The sequence below is a fragment of the Klebsiella sp. 2-CIP_Kleb. genome, from assembly GCF_050378715.1.
Classification (GTDB): domain Bacteria; phylum Pseudomonadota; class Gammaproteobacteria; order Enterobacterales; family Enterobacteriaceae; genus Klebsiella; species Klebsiella quasipneumoniae.
This window is the reverse complement of sequence record NZ_JBNRLG010000001.1, coordinates 188,594-210,530: the sequence shown is the minus strand read 5'-3', so window position 1 is coordinate 210,530 and position 21,937 is coordinate 188,594. Positions and strand designations below refer to the sequence as shown.

At 60.3% G+C, this 21,937-nt stretch carries 18 protein-coding genes; 6 read left to right on the top strand and 12 right to left on the bottom strand.

The features are described from left to right. Positions 1 to 111: 111 nt before the first annotated feature. Entirely contained in the window at positions 112 to 1,032 is a 921-nt protein-coding gene (locus tag ACQUTP_RS00995; RefSeq protein ID WP_017900310.1) for an N-acetylmuramic acid 6-phosphate etherase, read from the bottom strand. A 199-nt stretch (positions 1,033 to 1,231) separates the two neighbouring features. After that, positions 1,232 to 1,552: a hypothetical protein gene (locus ACQUTP_RS00990; RefSeq protein ID WP_064794824.1), complete on the bottom strand. Its 321-nt coding sequence runs from the start codon at positions 1,550 to 1,552 to the stop codon at positions 1,232 to 1,234. Between the two features lie 155 nt (positions 1,553 to 1,707). Between ACQUTP_RS00990 and ACQUTP_RS00985 the strand changes: the two genes are divergently transcribed. Together ACQUTP_RS00985 and dcuR are read left to right on the top strand one after the other, a co-directional pair. Then, positions 1,708 to 3,324: a sensor histidine kinase gene (locus ACQUTP_RS00985; RefSeq protein WP_064177876.1), complete on the top strand. Its 1,617-nt coding sequence runs from the start codon at positions 1,708 to 1,710 to the stop codon at positions 3,322 to 3,324. Continuing rightward, on the top strand, positions 3,321 to 4,040 hold the full coding sequence (gene dcuR, locus ACQUTP_RS00980) for a two-component system response regulator DcuR (protein ID WP_017900307.1): 720 nt from the start codon (positions 3,321 to 3,323) through the stop codon (positions 4,038 to 4,040). The genes ACQUTP_RS00985 and dcuR overlap by 4 nt, the downstream gene beginning before the upstream one ends. Here the strand turns inward: dcuR and ACQUTP_RS00975 are convergent. Further along, the gene (locus ACQUTP_RS00975) at positions 4,021 to 4,971 is read right to left on the bottom strand and encodes an FAD:protein FMN transferase (protein ID WP_062913911.1); all 951 of its coding nucleotides are present in this window, start codon (positions 4,969 to 4,971) and stop codon (positions 4,021 to 4,023) included. The genes dcuR and ACQUTP_RS00975 overlap by 20 nt on opposite strands. 65 nt (positions 4,972 to 5,036) lie before the next feature. Beyond that, a complete protein-coding gene (locus ACQUTP_RS00970) occupies positions 5,037 to 7,814 on the bottom strand; it encodes a flavocytochrome c (RefSeq protein WP_428902326.1) in 2,778 nt (925 codons plus the stop codon). A 642-nt stretch (positions 7,815 to 8,456) separates the two neighbouring features. Between ACQUTP_RS00970 and ACQUTP_RS00965 the strand changes: the two genes are divergently transcribed. The 3 genes from ACQUTP_RS00965 (at position 8,457) to ACQUTP_RS00955 (ending at position 13,456) form a co-directional block, all read left to right on the top strand. Continuing rightward, complete coding sequence (locus ACQUTP_RS00965; RefSeq protein ID WP_049092623.1) at positions 8,457 to 9,968, top strand: anion permease; 1,512 nt, start codon at positions 8,457 to 8,459, stop codon at positions 9,966 to 9,968. Between the two features lie 54 nt (positions 9,969 to 10,022). Further along, positions 10,023 to 11,675, top strand: a complete 1,653-nt coding sequence (fumA, locus tag ACQUTP_RS00960; protein ID WP_032455985.1) for a class I fumarate hydratase FumA — start codon at positions 10,023 to 10,025, stop codon at positions 11,673 to 11,675. Positions 11,676 to 11,839: 164 nt separating this feature from the next. Further along, positions 11,840 to 13,456, top strand: a complete 1,617-nt coding sequence (locus tag ACQUTP_RS00955) for a mechanosensitive ion channel family protein (RefSeq protein WP_131079793.1) — start codon at positions 11,840 to 11,842, stop codon at positions 13,454 to 13,456. Between the two features lie 754 nt (positions 13,457 to 14,210). Here ACQUTP_RS00955 and pcaC read toward each other — a convergent pair. From pcaC to ACQUTP_RS00925, 6 genes are read right to left on the bottom strand one after another with little or no spacing between them, the layout of a single operon-like run. Further along, positions 14,211 to 14,600, bottom strand: a complete 390-nt coding sequence (gene pcaC / locus ACQUTP_RS00950; protein ID WP_096833897.1) for a 4-carboxymuconolactone decarboxylase — start codon at positions 14,598 to 14,600, stop codon at positions 14,211 to 14,213. Next, positions 14,590 to 15,357 (bottom strand): 3-oxoadipate enol-lactonase, encoded by a 768-nt coding sequence (gene pcaD / locus ACQUTP_RS00945; protein WP_048294806.1) that lies wholly within the window; start codon positions 15,355 to 15,357, stop codon positions 14,590 to 14,592. Before pcaD ends, pcaC begins: the two co-directional genes overlap by 11 nt. Continuing rightward, a complete protein-coding gene (locus ACQUTP_RS00940; RefSeq protein ID WP_080935736.1) occupies positions 15,347 to 16,699 on the bottom strand; it encodes a 3-carboxy-cis,cis-muconate cycloisomerase in 1,353 nt (450 codons plus the stop codon). The genes pcaD and ACQUTP_RS00940 overlap by 11 nt, the downstream gene beginning before the upstream one ends. Positions 16,700 to 16,708: 9 nt before the next feature. Continuing rightward, entirely contained in the window at positions 16,709 to 17,911 is a 1,203-nt protein-coding gene (pcaF, locus tag ACQUTP_RS00935) for a 3-oxoadipyl-CoA thiolase (RefSeq protein ID WP_004887005.1), read from the bottom strand. A gap of 10 nt (positions 17,912 to 17,921) precedes the next feature. Further along, the gene (locus tag ACQUTP_RS00930; RefSeq protein ID WP_004887008.1) at positions 17,922 to 18,578 is read right to left on the bottom strand and encodes a 3-oxoacid CoA-transferase subunit B; all 657 of its coding nucleotides are present in this window, start codon (positions 18,576 to 18,578) and stop codon (positions 17,922 to 17,924) included. 10 nt (positions 18,579 to 18,588) lie between these two features. After that, the gene (locus ACQUTP_RS00925; protein WP_004887011.1) at positions 18,589 to 19,275 is read right to left on the bottom strand and encodes a 3-oxoacid CoA-transferase subunit A; all 687 of its coding nucleotides are present in this window, start codon (positions 19,273 to 19,275) and stop codon (positions 18,589 to 18,591) included. 169 nt (positions 19,276 to 19,444) lie between these two features. Here ACQUTP_RS00925 and ACQUTP_RS00920 point away from each other — a divergent pair, with 169 nt between their 5' ends. After that, entirely contained in the window at positions 19,445 to 20,251 is an 807-nt protein-coding gene (locus tag ACQUTP_RS00920) for an IclR family transcriptional regulator domain-containing protein (RefSeq protein WP_004887014.1), read from the top strand. Here ACQUTP_RS00920 and smrA read toward each other — a convergent pair. After that, complete coding sequence (smrA, locus tag ACQUTP_RS00915) at positions 20,248 to 20,811, bottom strand: DNA endonuclease SmrA (protein WP_004887017.1); 564 nt, start codon at positions 20,809 to 20,811, stop codon at positions 20,248 to 20,250. The genes ACQUTP_RS00920 and smrA overlap by 4 nt on opposite strands. A gap of 101 nt (positions 20,812 to 20,912) precedes the next feature. Further along, positions 20,913 to 21,821: a LysR family transcriptional regulator gene (locus tag ACQUTP_RS00910; RefSeq protein WP_048324066.1), complete on the bottom strand. Its 909-nt coding sequence runs from the start codon at positions 21,819 to 21,821 to the stop codon at positions 20,913 to 20,915. Between the last annotated feature and the right edge of the window lie 116 nt (positions 21,822 to 21,937).

Genomic DNA, 21,937 nt, shown 5'->3' with positions numbered 1-21,937 from the left:
TAAAATCTCACTGAAAATTCAGCGCAATTACCGGAATAAATAGAAGAGAGGAATTTCTTTAGTTAATAAATTGCAGGCGCGCATACCGTTTGTGCGCGCCTGGCTAAAGGCTTAATGGGCGGGAGTGACAGCGCTGCGCTGGGCTTCGCGCAGGGCGAGACGCAGATGATCGTGATGTTTGGTCAGCAGCTCCCGCGCGTGCCAGGCGTCCAGCCCGCTGAGCAGCATCAGGATGGCGGTGCGGCACTGGTGGTGGCAGCTGGTCAGCGCGGCTTTCGCTTCGCTGCGCGTGCAGTCGGTGGCCGCCATGACAATCGCCACCTGCCGCTCCGCCCAGTGTGGACTGTCAGCCTGCAGATCCACTCGCAGGTTGCTGTACACCCGGCCGTCACGGATAGCGAGGCCCGTCGACACCATGTTAAGGATCTGCCGCTGGGCCAGCCGGGCCTTCGGATTGGTCAAGCCCGCCACCGCTTCCGGCCCGGTTTGCGGAGCAATAATAATATCCGCCAGCTGCGCCGCCTCGCTGGCCGCCTGCTGAGTCACCACCGCGATCGGAGCCCCCAGCGACCAGGCGTGGCGCATCGCCCCCCAGACCCATGGGGTCTTGCCGCTAACGGTAAGCGCCAGCAGCATATCGTGGCTGGAAAAGTCCAGCGACTGCAGCTCGAAGGCGCCTAGATCGTAATTATTCGCCGCGGTCTCCCGCTCGGCCATCGCCGGCGTCTGCCCACCTGCAATCAGCCCCACCAGCGCGTGTTTGCCTTCCGGAGAGTAGTCGCTGACCGCCTGGACAGCCGTGCGGCCTGATTCCCCGGCGCCGATAATAACCAGACGCCCTCCCCGGCTCATTGTCGCGGTGGCAATATCAATCAACCGGGCGATATCCGGCAAACAGGCGCCAACCGCCTCCGATATCTGCTTATCATCCTGATGCAGCATCGCCAGCATGTCGGCGGTGGCGAGGCGATCGATGTGGGTGGTATCCGGGTGACGACGTGCCTGCATTGACGCGGTTAGCGAACTGCTCATAACAACCTCCATTTACGACAGAAAAAGCGCATCTCGGCGAAATCAGCGGCCTGATGCATATCCTTATATTCATCAGGACTATTTAACCTCTGTCGCCACTATAAGGGGAATCTTCCGCGCTTTACCGCCGTCGGGGTCACAGTTTACCGTCCCGATCGCCCATTCACGGGCAATTGCCGATTATCTGAACAATCCTGTCTCAGCTCTCATCTTCGCCGTCCGCCTGCATGGCCAGCCAGAAGGATTGTTGACAGAGGTTATAAAATTGTTTGCGCATTGGCTGCACCACCAGGCCGGCGCTATCGATAACCTGCCACTCGATCCAGCACTCCGGGCAGGAGGCGGCATCCTGTTGCGGAAGTTCGAGTTCGTAGCGGTGCTGGATCACCACCCCGCTGCGATGTCGCCAGCGCGCGATCTGCCACTCTGCTTCCGCTTCATGGTCCTGTTCACGATGCTGCGCCAGTTGTTCAACGTGCTGTTGCCGGAGAATATCCCGGACCAGAGATGCCAGTTCCATCATGTCTGCCTTAAGCCTGTGGCGAAAAGCGACAGTTTATCGTGGACGGGACGAGGCTACCGTAGCAAAAGCGGCCTTTTGCTTTGATTACACGGCTTTATGAATGCCACGCTATCAGCGATAATAATCGTTTACTGACTCTATCCGGGATCGTCATGAAGGCATCAGAGCACCCGCCTCGCGTTCGTCAACGCGCCTTACCGTTAAAGCTGAGCACCGCCGTCTCCTTGATGATCGGCAGCGTGATCGGCGCCGTGCTGCTGCTGGTCTATGCCCTGTGGTATATGCAGATCAGCAATGCCACTCGCGATGGTCTGAAAGAGACCGCGCTGGCGGTGGCGCGCACCATGGCCGATATGCCGCAGGTGAAGCGCGGACTGGAGGCGCCGCCGCAGCAGCAAATTATTCAGCCGCTGGCGCAGGCCATCACCCGGCGCAACGACCTGCTGTACGCTATCGTCACCGATATGCAGGGTATTCGCTATTCGCATCCGGACAGCTCAATTATTGGCAAACCCTTCATCGGCCACGATATCCAGCCGACGCTGCAGGGAAAAGAGAACGTGGCCATTAACCACGGCGTGCTGGCCCCGGCGCTGCGGGTGTTTACCCCGGTGTTCAACGATCAGCATCAGCAGATTGGCGTGGTGGTGGTCGGCATTTCGCTGAGTAAAGTGGACGAGCAGATCGCCAACAGCCGCTGGGACGTGCTGCTGACCATCCTGTTCAGCGCGCTGGTCTGCGCCCTCGGCACCTGGAGCCTGGTGCGCGGCCTGAAGCGCGTCCTGCTGGGACTGGAGCCGCACGAAATCTCCACTCAGTTTCAGCAGCGTCAGGCCATGCTTCACGCCCTCAAGGAGGGGGTGGTGGCCGTCGATGCCCATGGTGAGGTTAACCTGATCAACCCGGCGGCGCGCGAGATCCTCTTTTCCGGGCCGGACAAGACGCTCGCTCATACCCCGCTGCTCGCTGACCTGCAGACGGTTTTGCACAGCGGCGAGCCGATGTACGACCGCGAGCTGGGATGCAATGGCCTGTTGCTAATCAGCAACACGGTGCCTATCCGCAGCCAGGAGGCCGTGGTCGGCGCCATCTGTACCTTCCGCGATAAGACCGAAGTCAGCCAGCTGCTGCAGCGGCTGGACGGTATGATGAGCTATGTCGATGCCCTGCGCACCACCTCCCATGAATTTATGAATAAACTGCATGTGATCCTCGGCCTGCTGAATATGAAAAGCTATGGCAAACTCGAGGAGTACGTGCTGCAGACCGCCCATCGCTACCAGGCGGACATCGGCGATATTCAGCACCGCATAAAATCCCCGGTGGTCGCCGGCTTTCTGATAAGTAAAATGCAGCGCGCCACCGAGTGCGGCTTTACCCTTAAGCTGGCGGATGAGAGCCTGGTGCCGGATTGCCCGAATGAGAAGCAGGTCACCGTGCTGGTGACGGTGCTGGGCAACCTTATTGAGAACGCGCTGGATGCCATGAACGGTCAGGCGGAGGGCGAGATCGGCCTGCTGCTGCACTATCAGGACGGCTGGCTAAGCGGTGAAGTGAGCGACGACGGGCCGGGGATCCCGGAAAACAACATCGACGCTATCTTTAACAAAGGTTTCTCCACCAAAGGGGAGAATCGCGGCGTCGGGCTGTTTCTCGCCAACCAGCAATTACGCGAGCTGGGCGGCACCCTCGCCGTCGAGTCGGAACCCGGCGTATTTACTCAATTTTTTGTTCATCTCCCCTGGGATAGTAAAAGGAAACGTGCGTGATAAATGTGTTAATTGTTGACGATGATGCCATGGTGGCCGAACTGAATCGCCTGTACGTGGCAAGGGTTCCCGGCTTTCGTTGCAGCGGGAGCGCTTCGACGCTCAGTCAAGCCCAGGAGATGATTAACGATCCGCAGCAGGAGATCGATCTGGTGCTGCTGGATGTCTATATGCAGCAGGACAGCGGGCTCGATCTGCTGCCGACTATCCGTCAATCGGGGCGCGCCATTGACGTCATCATGATCACCTCAGCGGCGGATGCCGCCACGGTGCAGACCGCCATGCATTACGGGGTAGTCGATTACCTGATCAAACCCTTCCAGTTTCCCCGTTTTGAAGAGGCGCTCACTACCTGGCGGGAGAAGCGCAAGCTGATAACCGGCCAACCCTATTACGAGCAGGCCGACGTTGACCGCCTGCTGCACGGCGGCACGCCGGAGGCCAGCGACGCGCGCAAGCTGCCCAAGGGGCTTACCGCGCAAACCCTGCGCACGCTGTGCCAGTGGATTGACGCCCACCCGGACGTTGAATTCTCTACCGATGAGCTGGCGGCGGCGGTGAATATCTCCCGCGTATCCTGCCGTAAGTATCTGATCTGGCTGGCGCAGATCAATATTCTCTATACCACTATCCACTACGGCGCCACCGGGCGGCCGGTCTATCGCTACCGGCTGGTGGCCGAACAGTACAGTTTGCTTAAGCAGTACAGTCAATAACGCGGTAGCCGCTATCCAGCGCCGCAAAGCGCAATCGCTGCGGCGATGAAAGTATAATGTCGCGATTTTTGGTGACGAAAATCGCGTCGATATCCTGCCGTTGACGCAGCGCTGCACAGCCTTTCTCGACGCCGAGACCGAACAGCAGCGTGGTCCAGATATCGCCGTCTAAAGAATCAGTGGAAATCACCGTGACGCTGTCGAGTTCGTTATCCAGCGGGTAACCGCTGCGCGGGTCGAGAATATGGTGCCAGCGCCTGCCATCCTGCTCGAAATAACGTTCGTAGGTGCCCGAGGTGACCACCGACTGTCCGTTAACCGTCAGAGAGCCGATCAGCGCCTGCGCATCGGCAAACGGTTTTTTCAGGCCAATGGCCCATTCGCCAAGGGTATGCACGTTGCCGCCGAGGTTGATCAGCGCCTTTTCCACCTGCTGCTGACGGAGATAATCACGCACCCGGTCAGCGATATAGCCTTTGGCGATCGCCCCAAGATCCAGCTCCATCCCCGGCTGCTGAAGAAACACGCTGCCGGTTGCCTCATCCAGGATCACCTCTTGCGGGCGGGTCAGCGCCAGCCGGGCCCTGATTTCGCCGGCGTCAGGCACGCTGTGTCCCTGAAAGCCAATTCGCCACAGCTTCACCAGCGGCCCAATCGCGAGGTTAAAGGCGCTGTCGCGCACCATGCTGGCGGCTTTGGCGCACTGAATGAGCTGAAAGACCGGGCGGCTGACCGTCACCGGGTGACGTCCGGCGGCGTGGTTGATATCCATTACCTGCGACTCGGCGCGGTTAACGGTAAGCAGATCTTCGTAGCGTTTGATTAACTGAAATACGCGGGAGGCCAGCGCCTCATTATGGGAGCAGAGTTTGAGCTGGATGGGAGAACCCATCAGAACGGCGGAGTAGCTATAGACGCGGTTATCAGACATCGGGCTCTCCTTAGAAGGGATAAGCCGGGCGGCGAGAGCGCCAGCCCGGCATCAGCAATTACGTCTTATCCTCTGGCGCGTTTCGCCGCCTGGCGACCCGCGAGGGTGCCGAAGATGATGATATCCGCCACCGCGTTACCACCGATACGGTTGCCGCCGTGGATCCCGCCGACCACCTCACCGGCGGCGTAGGCACCGCGGATCGGCTGCCGGGCAACGTCCAGCACTTCGCCATCGGTGTTAATGGTCACGCCGCCCATGGTGTGGTGCACCCCCGGGGCGATACGGATGGCATGGAACGGACCTTCGTTAATCGGCGCGCGCAGCGCGGTGGTACGGCCAAACTGTTCATCATGCTGTTTTTCCACCGCCCCGTTGTAGCACTCAAGGGTGGCGAGGAAGGCATGGTAATCCATCCCCAGTTTATCCGCCAGTTCACGCGGCGAGCTGGCGCTGGTGACGAAGCCTTTGGCGATGTACTCATCGGCGGCTTTGTTTTTCGCCCGCACATGTTCGTCAAAGACGATGTACGCATAGTGTTCCGGTAGGGCGATAATCGCCGCGGAGACTTTATCGCGGGTCTCCATTTCGTTGAAGAAGCGGTTACCCTGCTGGTTGACGAGGATCGCCCCGCCGCCGCGAATCGACTCGGAAATCAGATAGGAGGTCTGCTGTTCAACGGTCGGGTGGATTTGAATTTCGCCCATATCCACGGTACCGGCGCCAATGCGCTCCAGCAGCGCGATACCGCTCCCGGTGGCCCCTTTGTGGTTGGTGGTGACGAAGCCTTCGAGGTCAGGACGATACTTCACCACCATCGCGCTGTTGGCGCTGAAGCCGCCGGTGGCCACCACAATGCTTTTAGTCTGGACTTCTACGATCTCGTTTTCGTCGTTGATCAGACGCACACCGCTGACTTCATCGCCGCTCATCAGGATCTCTTCCACCGAGGTATCCAGCAGGACGTCGATGCCGCGTTTGGTGATGTTGCGCACCAGGCCGCTAATCAGATAGCCGCCGACCGCTGACCCGTCGCGCGGACGGTGGGTGCGGTCAATGCTCATCCCGCCGGTGGTGGTGATATCGTTGAGCATAATGCCGCGGTCCGCCAGCCATTCAATGGCTTGCGGGGCATTCTCCACAAAGCGGCGCAGCAGCTGCGGATTGTTTTTATTGTGCCCGCCCCTCAGGGTTTCCTGATAGAACAGCTCTTTGCTGTCCTGAATGCCTTTCACGCGCTGGAAGCGGGTCTCCGCGGCGTTCATCCCGGCGGAAGCCTTGATGGTGTTCCCGCCAATGGTCGGCATTTTCTCGACGATCAGCACGCTGGCGCCTTCGTCGTGAGCCTGAATGGCGGCCGCCAGGCCGGCTCCGCCGCTGCCGACGACCACCACATCATAGCTTTTCGGCGCGGCGTCATTGCCGCCCTCTTCCGCCGCCAGCGCTTTGCTCGATTTCAGCATCGCTTTGGCGACCGCTTTTTTCACCGCCTCGCTCTGGCTGGTGGCCCCGGAAATGGCGTCGACGTGCGGGGTATTGGCGGTGAGAATACGTTCGCGGATCTCTTCGAAGCTGGTGGTGAACTCCACGGTCTGCACCGGGCTCGCCGCCAGTTCGATATCGGCGATATGGTCATTTTCGAGGCTGACGTTGATCACCAGTTCATTGGCGTCATCCTGAACGGTTTCAACAAACATCCCCGGCTTAAATTTAGCGTCGCCCATGCTCATGTCGCGGATCATCGCTTCCACCAGCGAGAAGCGCCACAGCGGTTCCGGAATGTGCAGCGCTTCGCGCTGGGTGCTGTCGATAAACAGCTCCAGCTCTTCACCCGCGGCGATACGAGCCGCCCAGTCAGGATAGGCGATGCAGGCGCGGCCCACAGCGATCAGGTCATAGCCGTGATCGAGGCCCAGCTCGGCATCGGCAACGTTAACCACCCCGCCGACGCCCATCACCGGCACCTGAGCCAGAGTGTCAGAGCGCATGGCGCAGTATTTCTCGATCAGCGGCGTCGGGTCGCTGGTATCGACGATAGAGGGACGCAGGGTCGCGCCCACCGAGAAGTGCAGATAATCGACGCCGCGAGCGGCCAGTTTTTCCAGCAGATACATGGTGTCATCGAAGCGGATCCCCGGGACCTCCATCTCTTCTGGCGAGAAGCGGTAGCCGATGATAAAGGCATCGTCAGCGTACTGGCGGGCCATTTTATGGGTGATGTCGAGAACCGCCAGCGGGAAGCGGGCGCGATTGTCGCGGCTACCGCCCCATTCGTCGTCGCGCTGGTTGGAGTTTGGCGAATAGAACTGCTGAATAAGGTAGGTGTTGGCGCCGTGAATTTCGACCCCATCGAAGCCGGCAAGGATAGCGCGGCGGACGCCCTCGCCAAACTTGGCGATCATCCCCTCCACTTCTTCTCCGCTCAGCGCCCGCGGCATCGCGGCGCCCTCACGCGGGGCGGCGATGGCGCTCGGCGCCACGGGCTGACGTCCGCCAATCAGCTGCGGGTCGACCATGCGGCCGCCGTGATAGATCTGCAGAATCGCTTTCGAACCTTCCGCTTTAATTGCTTCAGCGATTTTCGCCAGGCCGGCGATTTTTTCATCGTTATCGATACCGATAGCGCCCGGGAAGGCCAGACCGTAGTCATCAATAAAGCAGCACTCAACAATAATGGTGCCGATACTGCCGGCGCGGGCGCGGTAGTACTCCACCAGCTCGCTGGTGACAGTCCCGTCGAAATAACCGGTGCAGGTGGTCATCGGCGCCATCAGCAAACGGTTTTTCAGCTCCGTACCATTTGGTAAAGTAAATGGCTGCAAAATACATTCGTTACTGGTCATAAGTTACGCTCCAGATTTTGAAATATTAAAAATTCAGAATGGGGTGACGGAATCATTAATGGTTGTGGTTTTTCAATTCCTGTTGTCATGCTAATAATATAGCGACTTTTTTAGTTACTAAATCAATTATGTTAGTTATAAAACTATTTAACCCCAGCAATAACATCGCTACCCCTATTGTATTATTAAAATAATAAATAGCATTTACATAATACAAATGAAGGATAACATTTTAGATACTTTCGTTAACATTCAAAGCGACCAACCATCAAGATTATTTGTTTTTATTTCATAGACATAGGCATGTGTCGAGTAAAAACAGCATTAATTGTACATTTTTATTTTAACATTTATCGATATTTTCGCCAAAATAACACCTCATCAGATAGGGTTATATCGAAAATAAAAAAAATAGTGAAATCACCTGCTTTTCTTGATCTCGATCAATTGCAACGACCATTGAAAGCGCAATATATAAATAACCAACAAATTTAATTTAACGCCCATCAAACCGCGTTAAATAATCGCCAAGACGATACTCAGAAACGCAAAATAAAAACTAAAGTAATTTTTGTAATTAAAGAAATCACTGAGCGCATCGCTGGCGGAAACGTTATTTTCAACAACTTGCAGATACTCATTATGAAAGAGAAAAAGACAACCATACCGCCTGCCGGTGCAGTCAATCCAACGACTGCGAATAAAAAACGTCTCCTGATGATGGCGCTGCCGATTATCGTTGCTGTGCTATTACTCTTCGTCCCGGTCCCGGACGGCCTGCCGCCGTACGCCTGGCACTACTTCGCTATCTTCGTCGGGGTGATCGTCGGGTTGATTTTTGAACCACTGCCGGGCGCCGTTATCGGCATCACCGGCGTGGTGGTCATCGCCCTGTGCAGTCAGTGGCTGCTGTTCAGCCCGGAACAGATGGCCGCACCCGGCTTCAAAATGGCTGGCGCCTCCTTTAAGTGGGCGGTGAGCGGCTTCGGCAACTCCACCGTGTGGCTTATCTTCGGCGCCTTTATGTTCGCCGCCGGCTACGATAAAACCCAGTTCGGCCGCCGCCTGGCGCTGATTCTGGTGAAATATCTCGGCCGTCGCAGCCTGACGCTGGGCTACGCCATCACCTTCGCGGATCTGCTGCTGGCGCCGTTTACGCCGTCGAATACGGCGCGCAGCGGGGGCACCATTTACCCAATTATCGCCAACCTGCCGCCGCTGTACGGTTCAAAACCGAACGATCCTAGCGCGCGTAAAATCGGTTCCTATCTGATGTGGGTAGCGATCACCGCCGCCTGTATCACCAGCTCGATGTTCCTGTCGGCACTGGCGCCGAACCTGCTGGCGCTGGCGCTGGTAAAAAGCATCGTCGGTATCAACATCTCCTGGGGCACCTGGTTCATCGCCTTCCTGCCGCTTGGCGTACTGCTGATCCTGACCATGCCGCTGCTGGCCTACTGGTTCTACCCGCCGGAAGTGAAAGTCAATAACGAAGTGCCGCTGTGGGCCGCTCGTGAACTGGAAAAACTGGGCAAACTGTCGCGCAATGAGATCCTGCTGCTGGTGTTCGTCTGCTTCGCGCTGATGATGTGGATCTTCGCCGCCGACTGGATTGAACCGGCCCTGGCCGCCCTGCTGGTTATCGTGCTGATGCTGTGGACCGGCGTGCTCTCCTGGAGCGATATCACCAACAATAAAGCGGCGTGGAACACCTTTGTCTGGTTCGCCACCCTGGTGGCGCTGGCCGACGGCCTCTCCTCCACCGGCTTTATCGCCTGGCTGGGTAAAGAGGGCGGCGCGCTGATGAGCGGTATCTCCCCGGGGATGGCGACCATCGTCCTGCTGCTGGCGTTCTACCTGCTGCACTATCTGTTTGCCAGCACCACCGCGCACACTACCGCGTTGCTGCCGGCCATGCTGACCATCGCCGCCACCATTCCGGGAATGAATATGGAAGTGTTCGTTCTGCTGATGGTGACCTCGCTGGGCGTGATGGGGATCATCACCCCGTACGGTACCGGCCCGAGCCCGATCTACTACGGCAGCGGCTATCTGCCGACCAAAGATTACTGGCGCCTCGGCACCATCTTTGGCGCCATCTTCCTGGCCGCCCTGCTGCTGATTGGCTATCCGTGGATGTCCATGATGTTCTGATTCATAACCGCCGGGAGCACCCCGGCGGTTTTTATCTTTATGGAGTAAGTGATTATGTCGACTAAACCGTTTGTTTATCAGGATCCATTCCCGCTGGCGCACGACGATACCGAATACTATCTGCTCAGCAAAGAGCACGTCTCCGTCGCCGAGTTTGACGGCCAGGAAGTGCTGAAAGTGGAACCGCAGGCGCTGACCCTGCTGGCGCAACAGGCCTTCCACGATGCCGCCTTTATGCTGCGCGTCTCCCATCAGCAGCAGGTGGCCTCGATTCTGCTCGACCCGGAGGCCAGCGATAACGATAAGTATGTCGCCCTGCAGTTCCTGCGCAACTCGGAAATCGCCGCCAAAGGCGTCCTGCCCACCTGTCAGGACACCGGCACCGCCATCATCATGGGTAAAAAAGGCCAGCGCGTCTGGACCGGCGGCGGCGACGAAGCCGCCCTGGCGCAGGGCGTGTACAACACCTATACCGAAGATAACCTGCGCTACTCCCAGAACGCCCCGCTGGATATGTATAAAGAGGTCAACACCGGCACCAACCTGCCGGCGCAGATCGATCTCTACAGCGTAGACGGCGACGAATATAAATTCCTGTGCATGGCGAAAGGCGGCGGTTCCGCCAATAAAACCTATCTCTATCAGGAAACCAAAGCGCTGATCACCCCGGCGAAGCTGAAAAACTATCTGGTCGAGAAGATGCGCACCCTCGGTACCGCCGCCTGCCCGCCGTACCACATCGCCTTTGTCATCGGCGGGACTTCGGCGGAAGCGACGCTGAAGACCGTCAAGCTGGCCTCCACCCGCTACTACGACGGCCTGCCGACCGAAGGCAACGAGCACGGTCAGGCGTTCCGCGATGTGCAGCTTGAACAGGAACTGCTGCAGGAAGCGCAAAACCTCGGCCTCGGCGCGCAGTTCGGCGGCAAATACTTCGCCCACGATATCCGGGTGATCCGCCTGCCGCGCCACGGCGCCTCCTGTCCGATCGGCATGGGCGTCTCCTGCTCCGCCGACCGCAACATCAAAGCCAAAATCAACCGCGACGGCATCTGGATTGAGAAGCTGGAGAGCAATCCAGGAAAATATATCCCTGAACATCTGCGTCAGCAGGGCGAAGGCAAGGTGGTCAGCATCAACCTGAATCAGCCGATGAGCGAGATCCTGGCGCAACTATCTGCCCATCCGGTTTCCACCCGCCTGAGCCTCAACGGCACCATTATCGTCGCCCGCGATATCGCGCACGCTAAGCTGAAAGAGCTGCTCGACAACGGCGAGGAACTGCCGCAGTACGTGAAAGATCATCCGATCTACTACGCCGGCCCGGCCAAAACGCCTGCCGGTTACGCCTCCGGCTCCCTCGGCCCGACCACCGCTGGCCGCATGGACTCTTACGTCGATCTGCTGCAGTCCCACGGCGCGAGCATGGTGATGCTGGCGAAAGGCAACCGCAGCCAGCAGGTCACCGACGCCTGCCACCAACACGGCGGCTTCTACCTCGGCAGCATCGGCGGCCCGGCGGCGGTGCTGGCGCAACAGAGCATCAAGAGCCTCGAGTGCGTGGCCTACCCGGAACTGGGGATGGAGGCTATCTGGAAAATCGAAGTGGAAGATTTCCCGGCGTTTATTCTCGTCGACGATAAAGGCAACGATTTCTTCCAGCAGATCCAGAACAAGCAGTGCGCTGGCTGTAAACAGCACGGCTAACACCCCCTTCTGGCGCTAACAGCAGGCCGTCGCCGTTCAGGTGACGGCTTTTTTTATGCCCGCGCCGCGCCAGCTTGAATTCACTTCCTGCCAGGCTATGCTCAACTACAAGTCCTACCTTGCTTGCTGAAAAATAACAATAATTCTCTTTCTCAGGTGCTTCTATGAACAGGATAAGCGTGGTTATCCTCTGGGTACTGGCGCTGCTGGCGTTACAGCCGGCGCTGGCCGCAGAGCCTCGGCAGCAGCCAACCGCTCGCGAAAAGGCGCGCACGGTATATATTTTCCACCAGCCGGTAGTGATGTTGCAGGCGACCTTTGGCCAGACGACGCCAGAAGAGCGCGTGCTGCGCACCCGCAGCGCCCTGCGCGCATTTACCGAGGATGATATTCGCCAGCCGCTGCGGATCGTGCCGGTTATTCGCTATGGTCAGCCGGGACGGCTGTTTCTGATGAACGGCAAACCGGTGCTGCTGTTGAGCCAGGCGGATCTCGACGAGGGCGATGACTTAAGCCTCGACCAGGCGGCCCAGCGGGTGCTGGCGCGGATGGAAGCCCAGCGCACCGGCCTGCAGGAACAGTTCAATCAACGCTATCTGCTGATCTCCGCCGGTAAGGCCCTCGCCGGGGCGCTGCTGCTGGCGCTGTTTTACTACGGCGCTTTCCGCGCCTGGCGGCGGGTACGGCGCTTTTTCCAGCTGCGGATCCTCGAAAAGCGCAGCGCTATTCCTCAGCACTGGCGGCGCTTTCTCGGCAATATCGAGGTCCGATTGTATGCCGCGCTGGCGATCCTCGTCGGTGTCCTGGCCTGTTACATCTGGCTGAGCTGGGCCTTCAGTCTGTTTCCCTGGACGCGCGTATGGAGTGAATCGCTGGGTGACTGGTCGCTGGGGGTGATCCGCGATATCTCGCTGTCGATTGTCGCTTCCCTGCCGGGGCTGATGATCGTGGTGCTTATTTTTCTCATTACCTGGCTCATCATTCGCCTGGTGAAGGTGGTTCTCGACCAGGTCGCCGCCGGCCGCATTCAGGTTCCCGGCATTCATCCGGAGACCGTGAGCGCTACCCGTCGGCTTATCTCGGTGGTCATCTGGCTGTTCGCCCTCTCCGCCGCCTACCCGTTTCTTCCCGGCGCCAACTCCCTTGCCTTCAAGGGCATCAGCGTGTTCTTCGGCCTGATGCTGACCCTCGGCTCGACCGGGGTGATGACCCATGCGATGAGCGGCCTGGTGCTAATCTACTCCCGGGCGCTGCGTAAAGGCGACTGGATCCGCCTCGCTGACAATGAGGGACAGGTCAGCGAGATTGGCGTGCTGGCGACCAAGATCCTCACCCGTGAGAATTACATCGTGACGGTACCGAACGCGGTGGTAGTGAGCGGCAAGATTGTCAATCTCAGCGCCGAGAGCAGCGACGGCGGGTTCAATCTCACTACCAATGTCACCATCGGGTACGATACGCCCTGGCGCCAGGTTCATGCGCTTCTGGAGCTGGCGGCGAGACGCACCCCCGGGGTCGATCAGCAAATTGCGCCGGTGGTGCGTAAGCTGGGGTTGCTCGACTGGTACACCTCGTATGAGCTGCAGGTGCGCTTATTACCCGCGACGAAGCTGCCAGATGGCCGTAACGCGTTACACAGCAGCATTATTGATGTGTTTAACGAATTCGGGGTGCAGATTATGTCGCCGAACTATGTGATGCAGCCCCGAGCCGCAGTGGTGGTGCCGCAGGAAGCCTGGTACGCCGCCCCGGCTGTCGCGCCGCAGGAGCCTGAGAAATAAGGGTTAACGTATCGGGAATGTCGCCGGGTGGCGCTGCGCCTTACCCGGCCTACAGGATCCTCTCACAGGCTTACACCTCGCAGGCCCGGCAAGCGCAGCGCCGCTGCGCAATCTATCGGCGCCGTACCCGCCATTATGCCGGGTGGCGGCTACGCCTTACCCGGCCTATGTACGTACGACCTGCCGTTAATTTATTCACCATTGTTGCTGAAACTGCCGATGCTGGCGGCCTCAAAATCGCTGAGACGTTCCCGGAAGGCCGGGGCAGCCCGCATGGATGCGGGCTGAGGGCCGTGTTTTGCAGGGACGCTGCCTCGGCCCGACCCGAAGCCTGCAGGGATAAGTCGAAGGCACCACGCAGTGGCGATTTTGCTGGCCGGAGCCCGGGGGTACAGGGGGCGGCGGCGACTGGCCGCCCCCTGTGCGCTCCCTGCGCCATAAGAGACATAACGCAGAAGATCAACCGGGAGCGCAATCTGCCCGGAATTAACATAGACGTTGTAGCCCTGCCAAACGTTGTGGCCCTGCCAAACATAGTGCGAACAGGGACATTTCCGGTTGTGCCGTTATTTCGCCGGGTGGCGGCTACGCCTTACCCGGCCTACGGGGTCTACAGGCGATCTTCGCTTCCCAGGCCCGGCAAGCGCTGCGCCGCCGGGCAATCTATCGGCGTCATACCCGCCATTATGCCGGGTGGCGGCTGCGCCTTACCCGGCCTACAACAACTGCCGGGCAATCCGACTCGGACGACGACTTAACCCCGCCCGGCGTCGATGTCGTCAAACACCTGCTGCGCCAGATGCATCGTGGCATTGGCCGCCGGCAGTCCGCAATACAGCGCAGAGTGCATGATCAGCTCTTTCAGCTCATCGCGGGTCACCCCGTTGTTAAACGACGCGCGTAGATGCATCTTCAGCTCCGCCTCGCGATTGAGAGCGATCAGCATGGCAATGGTGATCATGCTGCGGGTGTGGTGGTCGAGCCCCGGACGCGTCCAGGTCTCACCCCAGGCGTAGCGGGTGATAAAGTCCTGAAACTCGTCATTCAACGGCGTCAGATACTGCAGGGTACGGTCGACGTGGGCGTCGCCCAACACTTTGCGCCGCACCGCCATTCCGTCCTGGTAGCGCTGTTTATCCTCCATGGCGTTCTCCCTGGAAAAAGCTCAGCAGCGCTGAAGTAAAGCTTTTCGCCGCCTCAATGTTTGACAGATGCGATGCCGGCAGAACCACCACCTGGGAAGCGGGGATCTGCTGCTGCAGAAAATTGGCGTCAGCGACCGTGGTGACAGGGTCACTTTCCCCGGCGATGATTAATGTCGGCAGCGGGATCTTCCCCGCTTCGCCCCGCAGGTCGGCGGCGGCCAGCGCCTCACAGCAGGCGGCATAGCCTTCGGCATCGGTATGGGTCAGCTGGTGACACAGGGCCTCCACCACCTCCGGCGCCTTCTGGCGAAACGCGTGGGTGAACCAGCGGTCCGCCGCCCCGGCGGCCACCACCGCCATTCCTTCCTGGCGTACCGCCCGCGCCCGCGACAGCCAGCTGGCCTGATCGCCGATGCGCGCCGCGGTGTTGGCGACGGCCAGACCATAAAAACGCTCTGGCGCAAAGCGGCCCAGCCACAGACCGGTCAGACCGCCCATCGAAATCCCGCAGAACCAGGCCCGGTCGATATTCAGATGATCGAGCAGCGCAATTACATCTTCCCCCAGCTGGGCGAGGGTCACTTTGCCATTTTTCGTCGTTTTACCGTGGCCGTGGGTGTCGTAGCGCAGCACCCGGAAATGGGCGGTTAGCGCCTCAATTTGCGGCTGCCACATCGCCCGGGTGGTGCCCAGCGAGTTGGAGAGAACGATAACCGGCGCACCTTCCGGTCCGTCGAGTTGATAATCAAGATTCATCATGTTGCTCCTGATAACGCGCCAGCACCTGGCGCACAAAGCATTCGGCGCTGCCGGTCGCCGTTGCCGGGTCCAGCAGCGTGGTTAAACGTTCGCGGGAGAGATACTGGCTGACCTGCGGATCCGCCGCGAGCAGATCGACCAGCGGACAGAGGCGGTCCAGCGCCTGACGGCACAGCGCCTCAATATGATGATGCGCCTCGGCTTTGCCGATGAATTCCGCCAGCGCCAGGGTCACCGCCTCAGCCATAATCAGCCCGTGGGTAATATCGAGGTCGGCGCGCATCTTCTGCGGGAAGACCTGCATGTCGCGCACCAGCGCCTCGCTTTGCGCCAGCGCCCCGCCCACCAGGGTAATCAGCTCCGGCAGCGTCTCCCACTCCGCCTGCCAGCCGCCCAGCGCCCGCTCGTGCTGCTGAATCTGGCTGGCGTAGAGGGTCGCCATCAGCCCCGGCGTGCGCTGGGCGGCGGTCAGGATCGCCGCGCAGGCCACCGGATTGCGCTTATGCGGCATCGTCGACGAGCCGCCGCGCCCTTCCGCTACCGGCTCGCCCACCTCAGCCACTTCGGTCTGCATCAGCAGGGAGAAGTCGTTAGCGAATTTCCCCAGGGTGCCGCAGACGCCGGCGAACCAGGCGCCCGCCTCCAGCAGCCGATCGCGCTGGCTGTGCCACGGGGTATCCGGCAGCGTCAGACCAAGATTCTGCGCCAGCGCCTGGCCAACCGCCGGCCCTTTCTCTTTTAGCGCGTCCAGGGTCCCCGCGGCGCCGCCGAACTGCAGCACCAGCAGACGCGGACGCATCTCGCGCAGCCGCTGCTGCCAGCGCAGGAGCGCGTCGAGGGTACCCGCCAGCTTCAGGCCAAAGGTCACCGGCAGCGCGTGCTGCATCCAGGTCCGGCCCGGCATCACGGTATCGCGATAACGATCCGCCTGGAGAGCCAGGGCCGCCAACAGCTGCTCAAGCAGGGTCTCAGCGGCCTCCAGCGCCCCGCGCAGCTGGAGCACCAGACCTGTGTCGATGGCGTCCTGACTGGTGGCGCCCCAGTGAACGTAGCGCGCGGCGTCCGGATCCCGCGCTTTTACCTGGGCCGTCAGCTGTTTCACCAGCGGGATCGCCAGGTTACCCGCCCCCACCGCCGCCTCGCCGAGGGCGGTAAAATCGATCGCCTCGTGGCGGCAGGCGGCGACAATCGGCCCGACCGCCGCCGTCGGCACCATGCCGCAGGCGGCCTGCGCCTGGGCCAGCGCCGCTTCAAAATCCAGCATGCCCTGCACCCGCTGCGCGTCGCTGAACCAGTCGGTCAGCGGACTGCTGCGCAACATCGGGGTCAACAAACTCATTCTGGCTCCTTAAACACGTTCAATAATCAGGGCGATCCCCTGCCCGACGCCGATGCACATGGTGCACAGCGCGTAGCGGCCGCCGGTCCGTTTCAGCTGGTAAGCCGCGGTCATCGCCAGGCGGCCGCCGGAGGCGCCGAGCGGATGCCCCAGGGCGATCGCCCCGCCGTTGGGGTTCACATGGGCGGCATCGTCCGGTAAGCCCAAATCGCGGGTCACCGCCAGCGCCTGGGCGGCGAAGGCTTCATTCAGCTCAATCACGTCCATCTGGGCTAAAGTCAGGCCGGTCTGCGCCAGCACCTTCCGCACCGCCGGCGCCGGGCCAAAGCCCATAATGCGCGGCGCCACCCCCGCCGTCGCCACGCCGACCACCCGGGCCAGCGGTTGAAGATCGTTGGCCGCCAGCGCGGTTTCGCTGGCCAGCAGCAGCGCGCAGGCGCCATCGTTAACGCCGGAGGCATTCCCGGCGGTGACGCTGCCGTCGGCGCGCACCACGCCGCGCAGTTTAGCCAGCGCCTCCAGCGAGGTGCTGCGCGGGTGTTCATCGCGGCTAAACCGCAGCGGCTCGCCTTTGCGCTGCGGCACCTGGACGGCGATCAGCTCATCGGCGAAACGTCCTGCCTCCTGGGCCGCGGCGGCGCGCAGTTGACTGCGCAAGGCGAACGCGTCCTGATCGGCGCGGGAGATGGCAAACTCATCGGCGACGTTTTCCGCCGTCTCCGGCATGGAATGGACACCGTACAAGGCTTTCATCTGCGGGTTAATAAAGCGCCAGCCGATGGTGGTATCTTCCATCTGCATGTTGCGGCTAAAGGCGCTCTCCGCTTTACCCATCACAAACGGCGCCCGGGACATGCTCTCCACCCCGCCGGCGATCATCAGCTGCGTTTCACCGCTTTTAATCGCCCGCGCCGCGACGCCGATCGCGTCGAGGCTGGAGCCGCACAGGCGGTTGATGGTGCTACCGGGCACGCTCTCCGGCAGCCCGGCCAGCAGCAGCGCCATGCGCGCCACGTTGCGGTTGTCTTCCCCGGCCTGGTTGGCGCAGCCCAGAATCACATCGTCAATGCGCGAGGGATCCAGCCCCGGGTTACGCTCCAGCAGCGCTTTCAGCGGCAGCGCCGCGAGGTCGTCGGCGCGCATCGTCGCCAGAGTACCACCAAAACGGCCAAAGGGTGTACGCACCGCATCACAGATAAATGCCTGATTCATCATAGGTTCCTTACGCGCTTTCCGCCAGTTGTTCAAAGGTCAGCGTCACCGGAGTGATGCGCTGCAGCTCTTCAAAAGAGAGACCGTTAAAGATTTCCCGCACCACCGGGCCGCGGTCGGTAATGTCGATCACCGCCAGGTCGGTATAGATCCGGCTAACGCAGCCGACCCCGGTCAGCGGATAGCTGCACTGTTCCACCAGCTTGCACTCGCCGTCGCGGGTCAGATGGTCCATCATCACAAACACCTGGCGAGCGCCGATGGCCAGATCCATCGCCCCGCCGACCGCCGGGATAGCGTCCGGCGCGCCGGTGCTCCAGTTGGCGAGATCGCCGCTGGCGGAGACCTGATAGGCCCCCAACACGCAGATATCGAGATGGCCGCCGCGCATCATGGCAAAGGAGTCGCCATGGTGGAAATAGCAGCCGCCCTGCAGGAGGGTGACGTACTCTTTTCCGGCATTGATCAGCTCCGGATCTTCTTCGCCAGGCAGCGGTTTCGGCCCCATGCCCAGCAGGCCGTTCTCGCTATGCAGGAACACCTCTTTGTCGGCGGGCAGGTAATTGGCAATCCGGGTCGGCAGGCCAATACCGAGGTTAACGTAAGCGCCTTCGGGGATATCGCGGGCCACGCGCTGGGCCATTTCGTCACGGGTCAGTTTTTGCATCTCGGGCTCCTCAGGCGCGTTGTGCGGCAGTCAGGTTTTCCAGCGAGAAGAGGCGCTGGACGAAAATGCCGGGGGTGATAATGTGTTCAGGGTCGAGGTCGCCCAGCGACACCAGCTGCGAGACTTCAACGATGGTGGTTTTCGCCGCCGTCGCCATAATCGGGCCAAAGTTGCGTGCCGCCTTGCGATACACCAGGTTGCCCCAACGGTCGCCCTGGTGAGCTTTAATCAGCGCGAAATCGGCTTTGATCGGATACTCCAGCACATAGTGGCGGCCGTCGATCTCCCGTGTCTCCTTCCCTTCCGCCAGCGGCGTGCCGTAGCCGGTGGGGGTAAAGACCGCGCCCAGCCCTGCGCCGGCGGCCTGGATCCGCGCCGCGAGGTTGCCCTGCGGCACCAGCTCAAGCTCCACTTTGCCGCGGCGATAGAGGTCATCAAAAATCTGTGAATCGACCTGGCGCGGGAAGGAGCAGATCATTTTGCGCACCCGGCCAGCCTTCAGCAGCGCCGCGAGCCCCACTTCGCCGTTACCGGCGTTGTTGTTAATGATGGTCAGGTCGCGGGCGCCCTGGTCTATCAGGGCGTCAATCAGAAAGGTCGGCTGGCCGGCAGGACCAAAGCCGCCGATCATAATAGTCGCCCCGTCGTGGATCCCGGCGATGGCCTCGCTCAGCGTCGATACGCTTTTATCAATCATCAGGTCGCTCCATTGATGTGCGGTAATCGCACTTTTATTCGTTGTTCGCACAAAATGTGACCCGCTTAACGATGTCGGTCAAGGGCGATAATCGAAATATGGTGCGATAATCGAACATCGGTTATCTTTAGCGAAAGAATGTGATCGATGGCAAATATGGGGAACAGAAATGGATAAGCATCCAGACGATTTACTGACCGGCGACGGAGATCCGTTTAAGGGCGATCCTAACTTTATGGCCTCGCTGGCGCGCGGCCTGGAGGTCATTCAGGCATTCACGCCGCAGCGGCCCCTGCTGTCTATCTCACAGATCAGTCAGAAGACCGGTATTCCGCGCGCCGCGGTGCGCCGCTGCCTGTATACCCTGAGCAAGCTGGGGTTCGTCTATGCCGAAGACGGTAAAAACTTTCAGCTACGGCCGCGGATCCTGGCCCTCGGTCACGCCTGGCTGGCCTCGACGCCGCTGGCGCGTTCGGCGCAGCCGGTGCTGCGGCATCTGAGCGAAATGCTCAACGAGTCCTGCTCCATCGCCACCCTCGATGGCGACGATATTCTGTATATCGCCCGCGCCTCCAGCTCGCGGATCATGACCATCGACCTCGATATCGGCAGCCGCCTTCCGGCGTGGGCGACCTCGATGGGCCGGGTGCTGCTCAGCCATCAGCCAGAGGAGAAGCTCAACGATATGCTGGCCAGGGTAACCATGATCCGCTATACCCCGCAGACGGTGGACTCGGTGGCGAAGCTGCGCGCCGAGCTGAAACGGGTGCATCAACAGGGGTATGCCCTCAACGATCAGGAGCTGGAGATGGGCCTGCGCTCCCTCGCGGTACCGCTGTTTAACGCCCAGGGTCAGGTGCAGGCGGCGCTGAACGTCGGGGTGCATGCGGGCCAGATGTCGGCCCGCGAAATGATCGACCGCGTGCTGCCGGAGCTGCAAAAAGCCGCCCGCGAGCTGACGCTGCTGATGCGCTAACGGCTGCGCTTGGCGTGCTGCTCCCAGGTCTCCTGCTTCGCTTCGGCCGATTTACGCAGCGCGACATAGCAGGCGCCGCTGCCGCCGTGGTGCGGAAGCGCGGCGCAGAAGGCCTGCACCTCTGGCAACTCTTCCAGCCAGCGCGCCAGATAGCTGCGGATGATATTGGCGTGGGACTGATCGTCGCGGCCTTTGCCGTGAACGATCAGCACATTGCGTAACCCCTCTTTCTGCGCCTGCACCATAAAGGCGAAGAGCATCTGCCGGCACTGCTCCACCGGCTGGCGCAGCAGGGAGAGGCTCGCCTGCTGGCCGTATTTCCCCCGCCGCAGCTTATCCAGCACGCCGCTCTGCAGCCCTTCGCGCTTAAACTCCAGCGGCGTGGCGAGCGGTACGATATCGAGATAGCCGGTAGTGAGAAAATTATCCAGTTGCAGGGTGTCGACGCGCTGCGGGGCGCGACTGTTGCGCCCGGGATGCCAGTGCACGTCATTGTTACGTTTCAGGGGCTGGACATCTTCCATGGCGTCAAGAAACAGGGATTTGTCATCAAGGTTCATGGGCTCTCCTCCAGCGGCTGTCGCCAGCTACTATAGCCGCCTCGTGCTCCCCCCTCAATGCGTTTATCCCCGTCTGCTGGCAAAGTGAGCGCGACGGGCGGTTAAGGAAAACATTGTCGACTCTGGCGGCGAAACAGGGTGATCAATGACGCCGTTAGCGGCGTCTGTCGGGTGTCGCGCCGCTGGATCAGAAAATAGGCCGCCGTCGGCAACGCTTCGCGGACGGGGATCATCATCAGCTTGTCCGCCATCAGCGGATCGTTGCCGAGCTCCACCGGCAGGATACTGAGAAAATCGCTTTTCACCACCAGGCTGATGCACGACGAGAAGGTCTCGCACACAATATTCACCTTTGGCGCCAGCCCGGCCTGATTAAACCTGTCCTGCAGCTGTTTAAAGTAGCTGCCGCGCGGCGTCGGCATGGTCCAGTGGTGATCCATCAGCTCCACCAGCGAGGTGGCCTGCGCCGCCGGATGCCCCGCCCGAGCGAACACCGCGAACGGTTTCTCAAACAGTTTTTCAAAGCTGAACTCATGGTCGTACGGCCCGGGATAGTAGGTATTGATGGTGAAATCCAGCTCCCCCTGGCGCAGCTCATTGATCATCGCAAGCAACTGGCCCTCCATGATCCGCACCTTCACCTGAGGATGCTGCTGATGAAAGCGGCAGATCACCGACGGCATCAGCGACCGGGCGACGCTGGCGCCAAGGCCAATATTGATCTGCCCGGCCTGCTCTCCCTGACGCTGCAGCAGTTCATCCTGCGCCGCCCGCAGCTCCTCAAGGATCAGGCTCGCATGTTGATAAAAACTTTCGCCATTGTCAGTCAGCGCCACCCCCTGGCGGCGGCGGACGAACAACTGAGCGGAAAGCCCCTCCTCGAGCTCTTTAATCGCTTTGGTCAGGGCCGGCTGCGAGATCGCCAGCGAGCGGCTGGCGCCGCGAATACTCCCTTCCCGGGCCACCTCGACGAAGGCGCGAATTTGATGAAATTTGATCTGAAAGGCCATGCTTTTGGTGATAACCGTTGTTTATCAGACGCAAGAAAATGACATCTACTGTAATCCATCAGGCTGTGGCAGGTTAAGAGCGTTAAGGCCTGTAGCGCGTCAGTGATAAATAAAAG

Coding starts and splice junctions, on each gene's coding strand:
- ACQUTP_RS00995 (WP_017900310.1), bottom strand. CDS start 1,032: ATGAGCAGTTCGCTAACCGCGTCAATGCAGGCACGTCGTCACCCGGAT.
- ACQUTP_RS00990 (WP_064794824.1), bottom strand. CDS start 1,552: ATGGAACTGGCATCTCTGGTCCGGGATATTCTCCGGCAACAGCACGTT.
- ACQUTP_RS00985 (WP_064177876.1), top strand. CDS start 1,708: ATGAAGGCATCAGAGCACCCGCCTCGCGTTCGTCAACGCGCCTTACCG.
- ACQUTP_RS00975 (WP_062913911.1), bottom strand. CDS start 4,971: ATGTCTGATAACCGCGTCTATAGCTACTCCGCCGTTCTGATGGGTTCT.
- ACQUTP_RS00970 (WP_428902326.1), bottom strand. CDS start 7,814: ATGACCAGTAACGAATGTATTTTGCAGCCATTTACTTTACCAAATGGT.
- ACQUTP_RS00965 (WP_049092623.1), top strand. CDS start 8,457: ATGAAAGAGAAAAAGACAACCATACCGCCTGCCGGTGCAGTCAATCCA.
- fumA (WP_032455985.1), top strand. CDS start 10,023: ATGTCGACTAAACCGTTTGTTTATCAGGATCCATTCCCGCTGGCGCAC.
- ACQUTP_RS00955 (WP_131079793.1), top strand. CDS start 11,840: ATGAACAGGATAAGCGTGGTTATCCTCTGGGTACTGGCGCTGCTGGCG.
- pcaC (WP_096833897.1), bottom strand. CDS start 14,600: ATGGAGGATAAACAGCGCTACCAGGACGGAATGGCGGTGCGGCGCAAA.
- pcaD (WP_048294806.1), bottom strand. CDS start 15,357: ATGAATCTTGATTATCAACTCGACGGACCGGAAGGTGCGCCGGTTATC.
- ACQUTP_RS00940 (WP_080935736.1), bottom strand. CDS start 16,699: ATGAGTTTGTTGACCCCGATGTTGCGCAGCAGTCCGCTGACCGACTGG.
- pcaF (WP_004887005.1), bottom strand. CDS start 17,911: ATGAATCAGGCATTTATCTGTGATGCGGTGCGTACACCCTTTGGCCGT.
- ACQUTP_RS00930 (WP_004887008.1), bottom strand. CDS start 18,578: ATGCAAAAACTGACCCGTGACGAAATGGCCCAGCGCGTGGCCCGCGAT.
- ACQUTP_RS00925 (WP_004887011.1), bottom strand. CDS start 19,275: ATGATTGATAAAAGCGTATCGACGCTGAGCGAGGCCATCGCCGGGATC.
- ACQUTP_RS00920 (WP_004887014.1), top strand. CDS start 19,445: ATGGATAAGCATCCAGACGATTTACTGACCGGCGACGGAGATCCGTTT.
- smrA (WP_004887017.1), bottom strand. CDS start 20,811: ATGAACCTTGATGACAAATCCCTGTTTCTTGACGCCATGGAAGATGTC.
- ACQUTP_RS00910 (WP_048324066.1), bottom strand. CDS start 21,821: ATGGCCTTTCAGATCAAATTTCATCAAATTCGCGCCTTCGTCGAGGTG.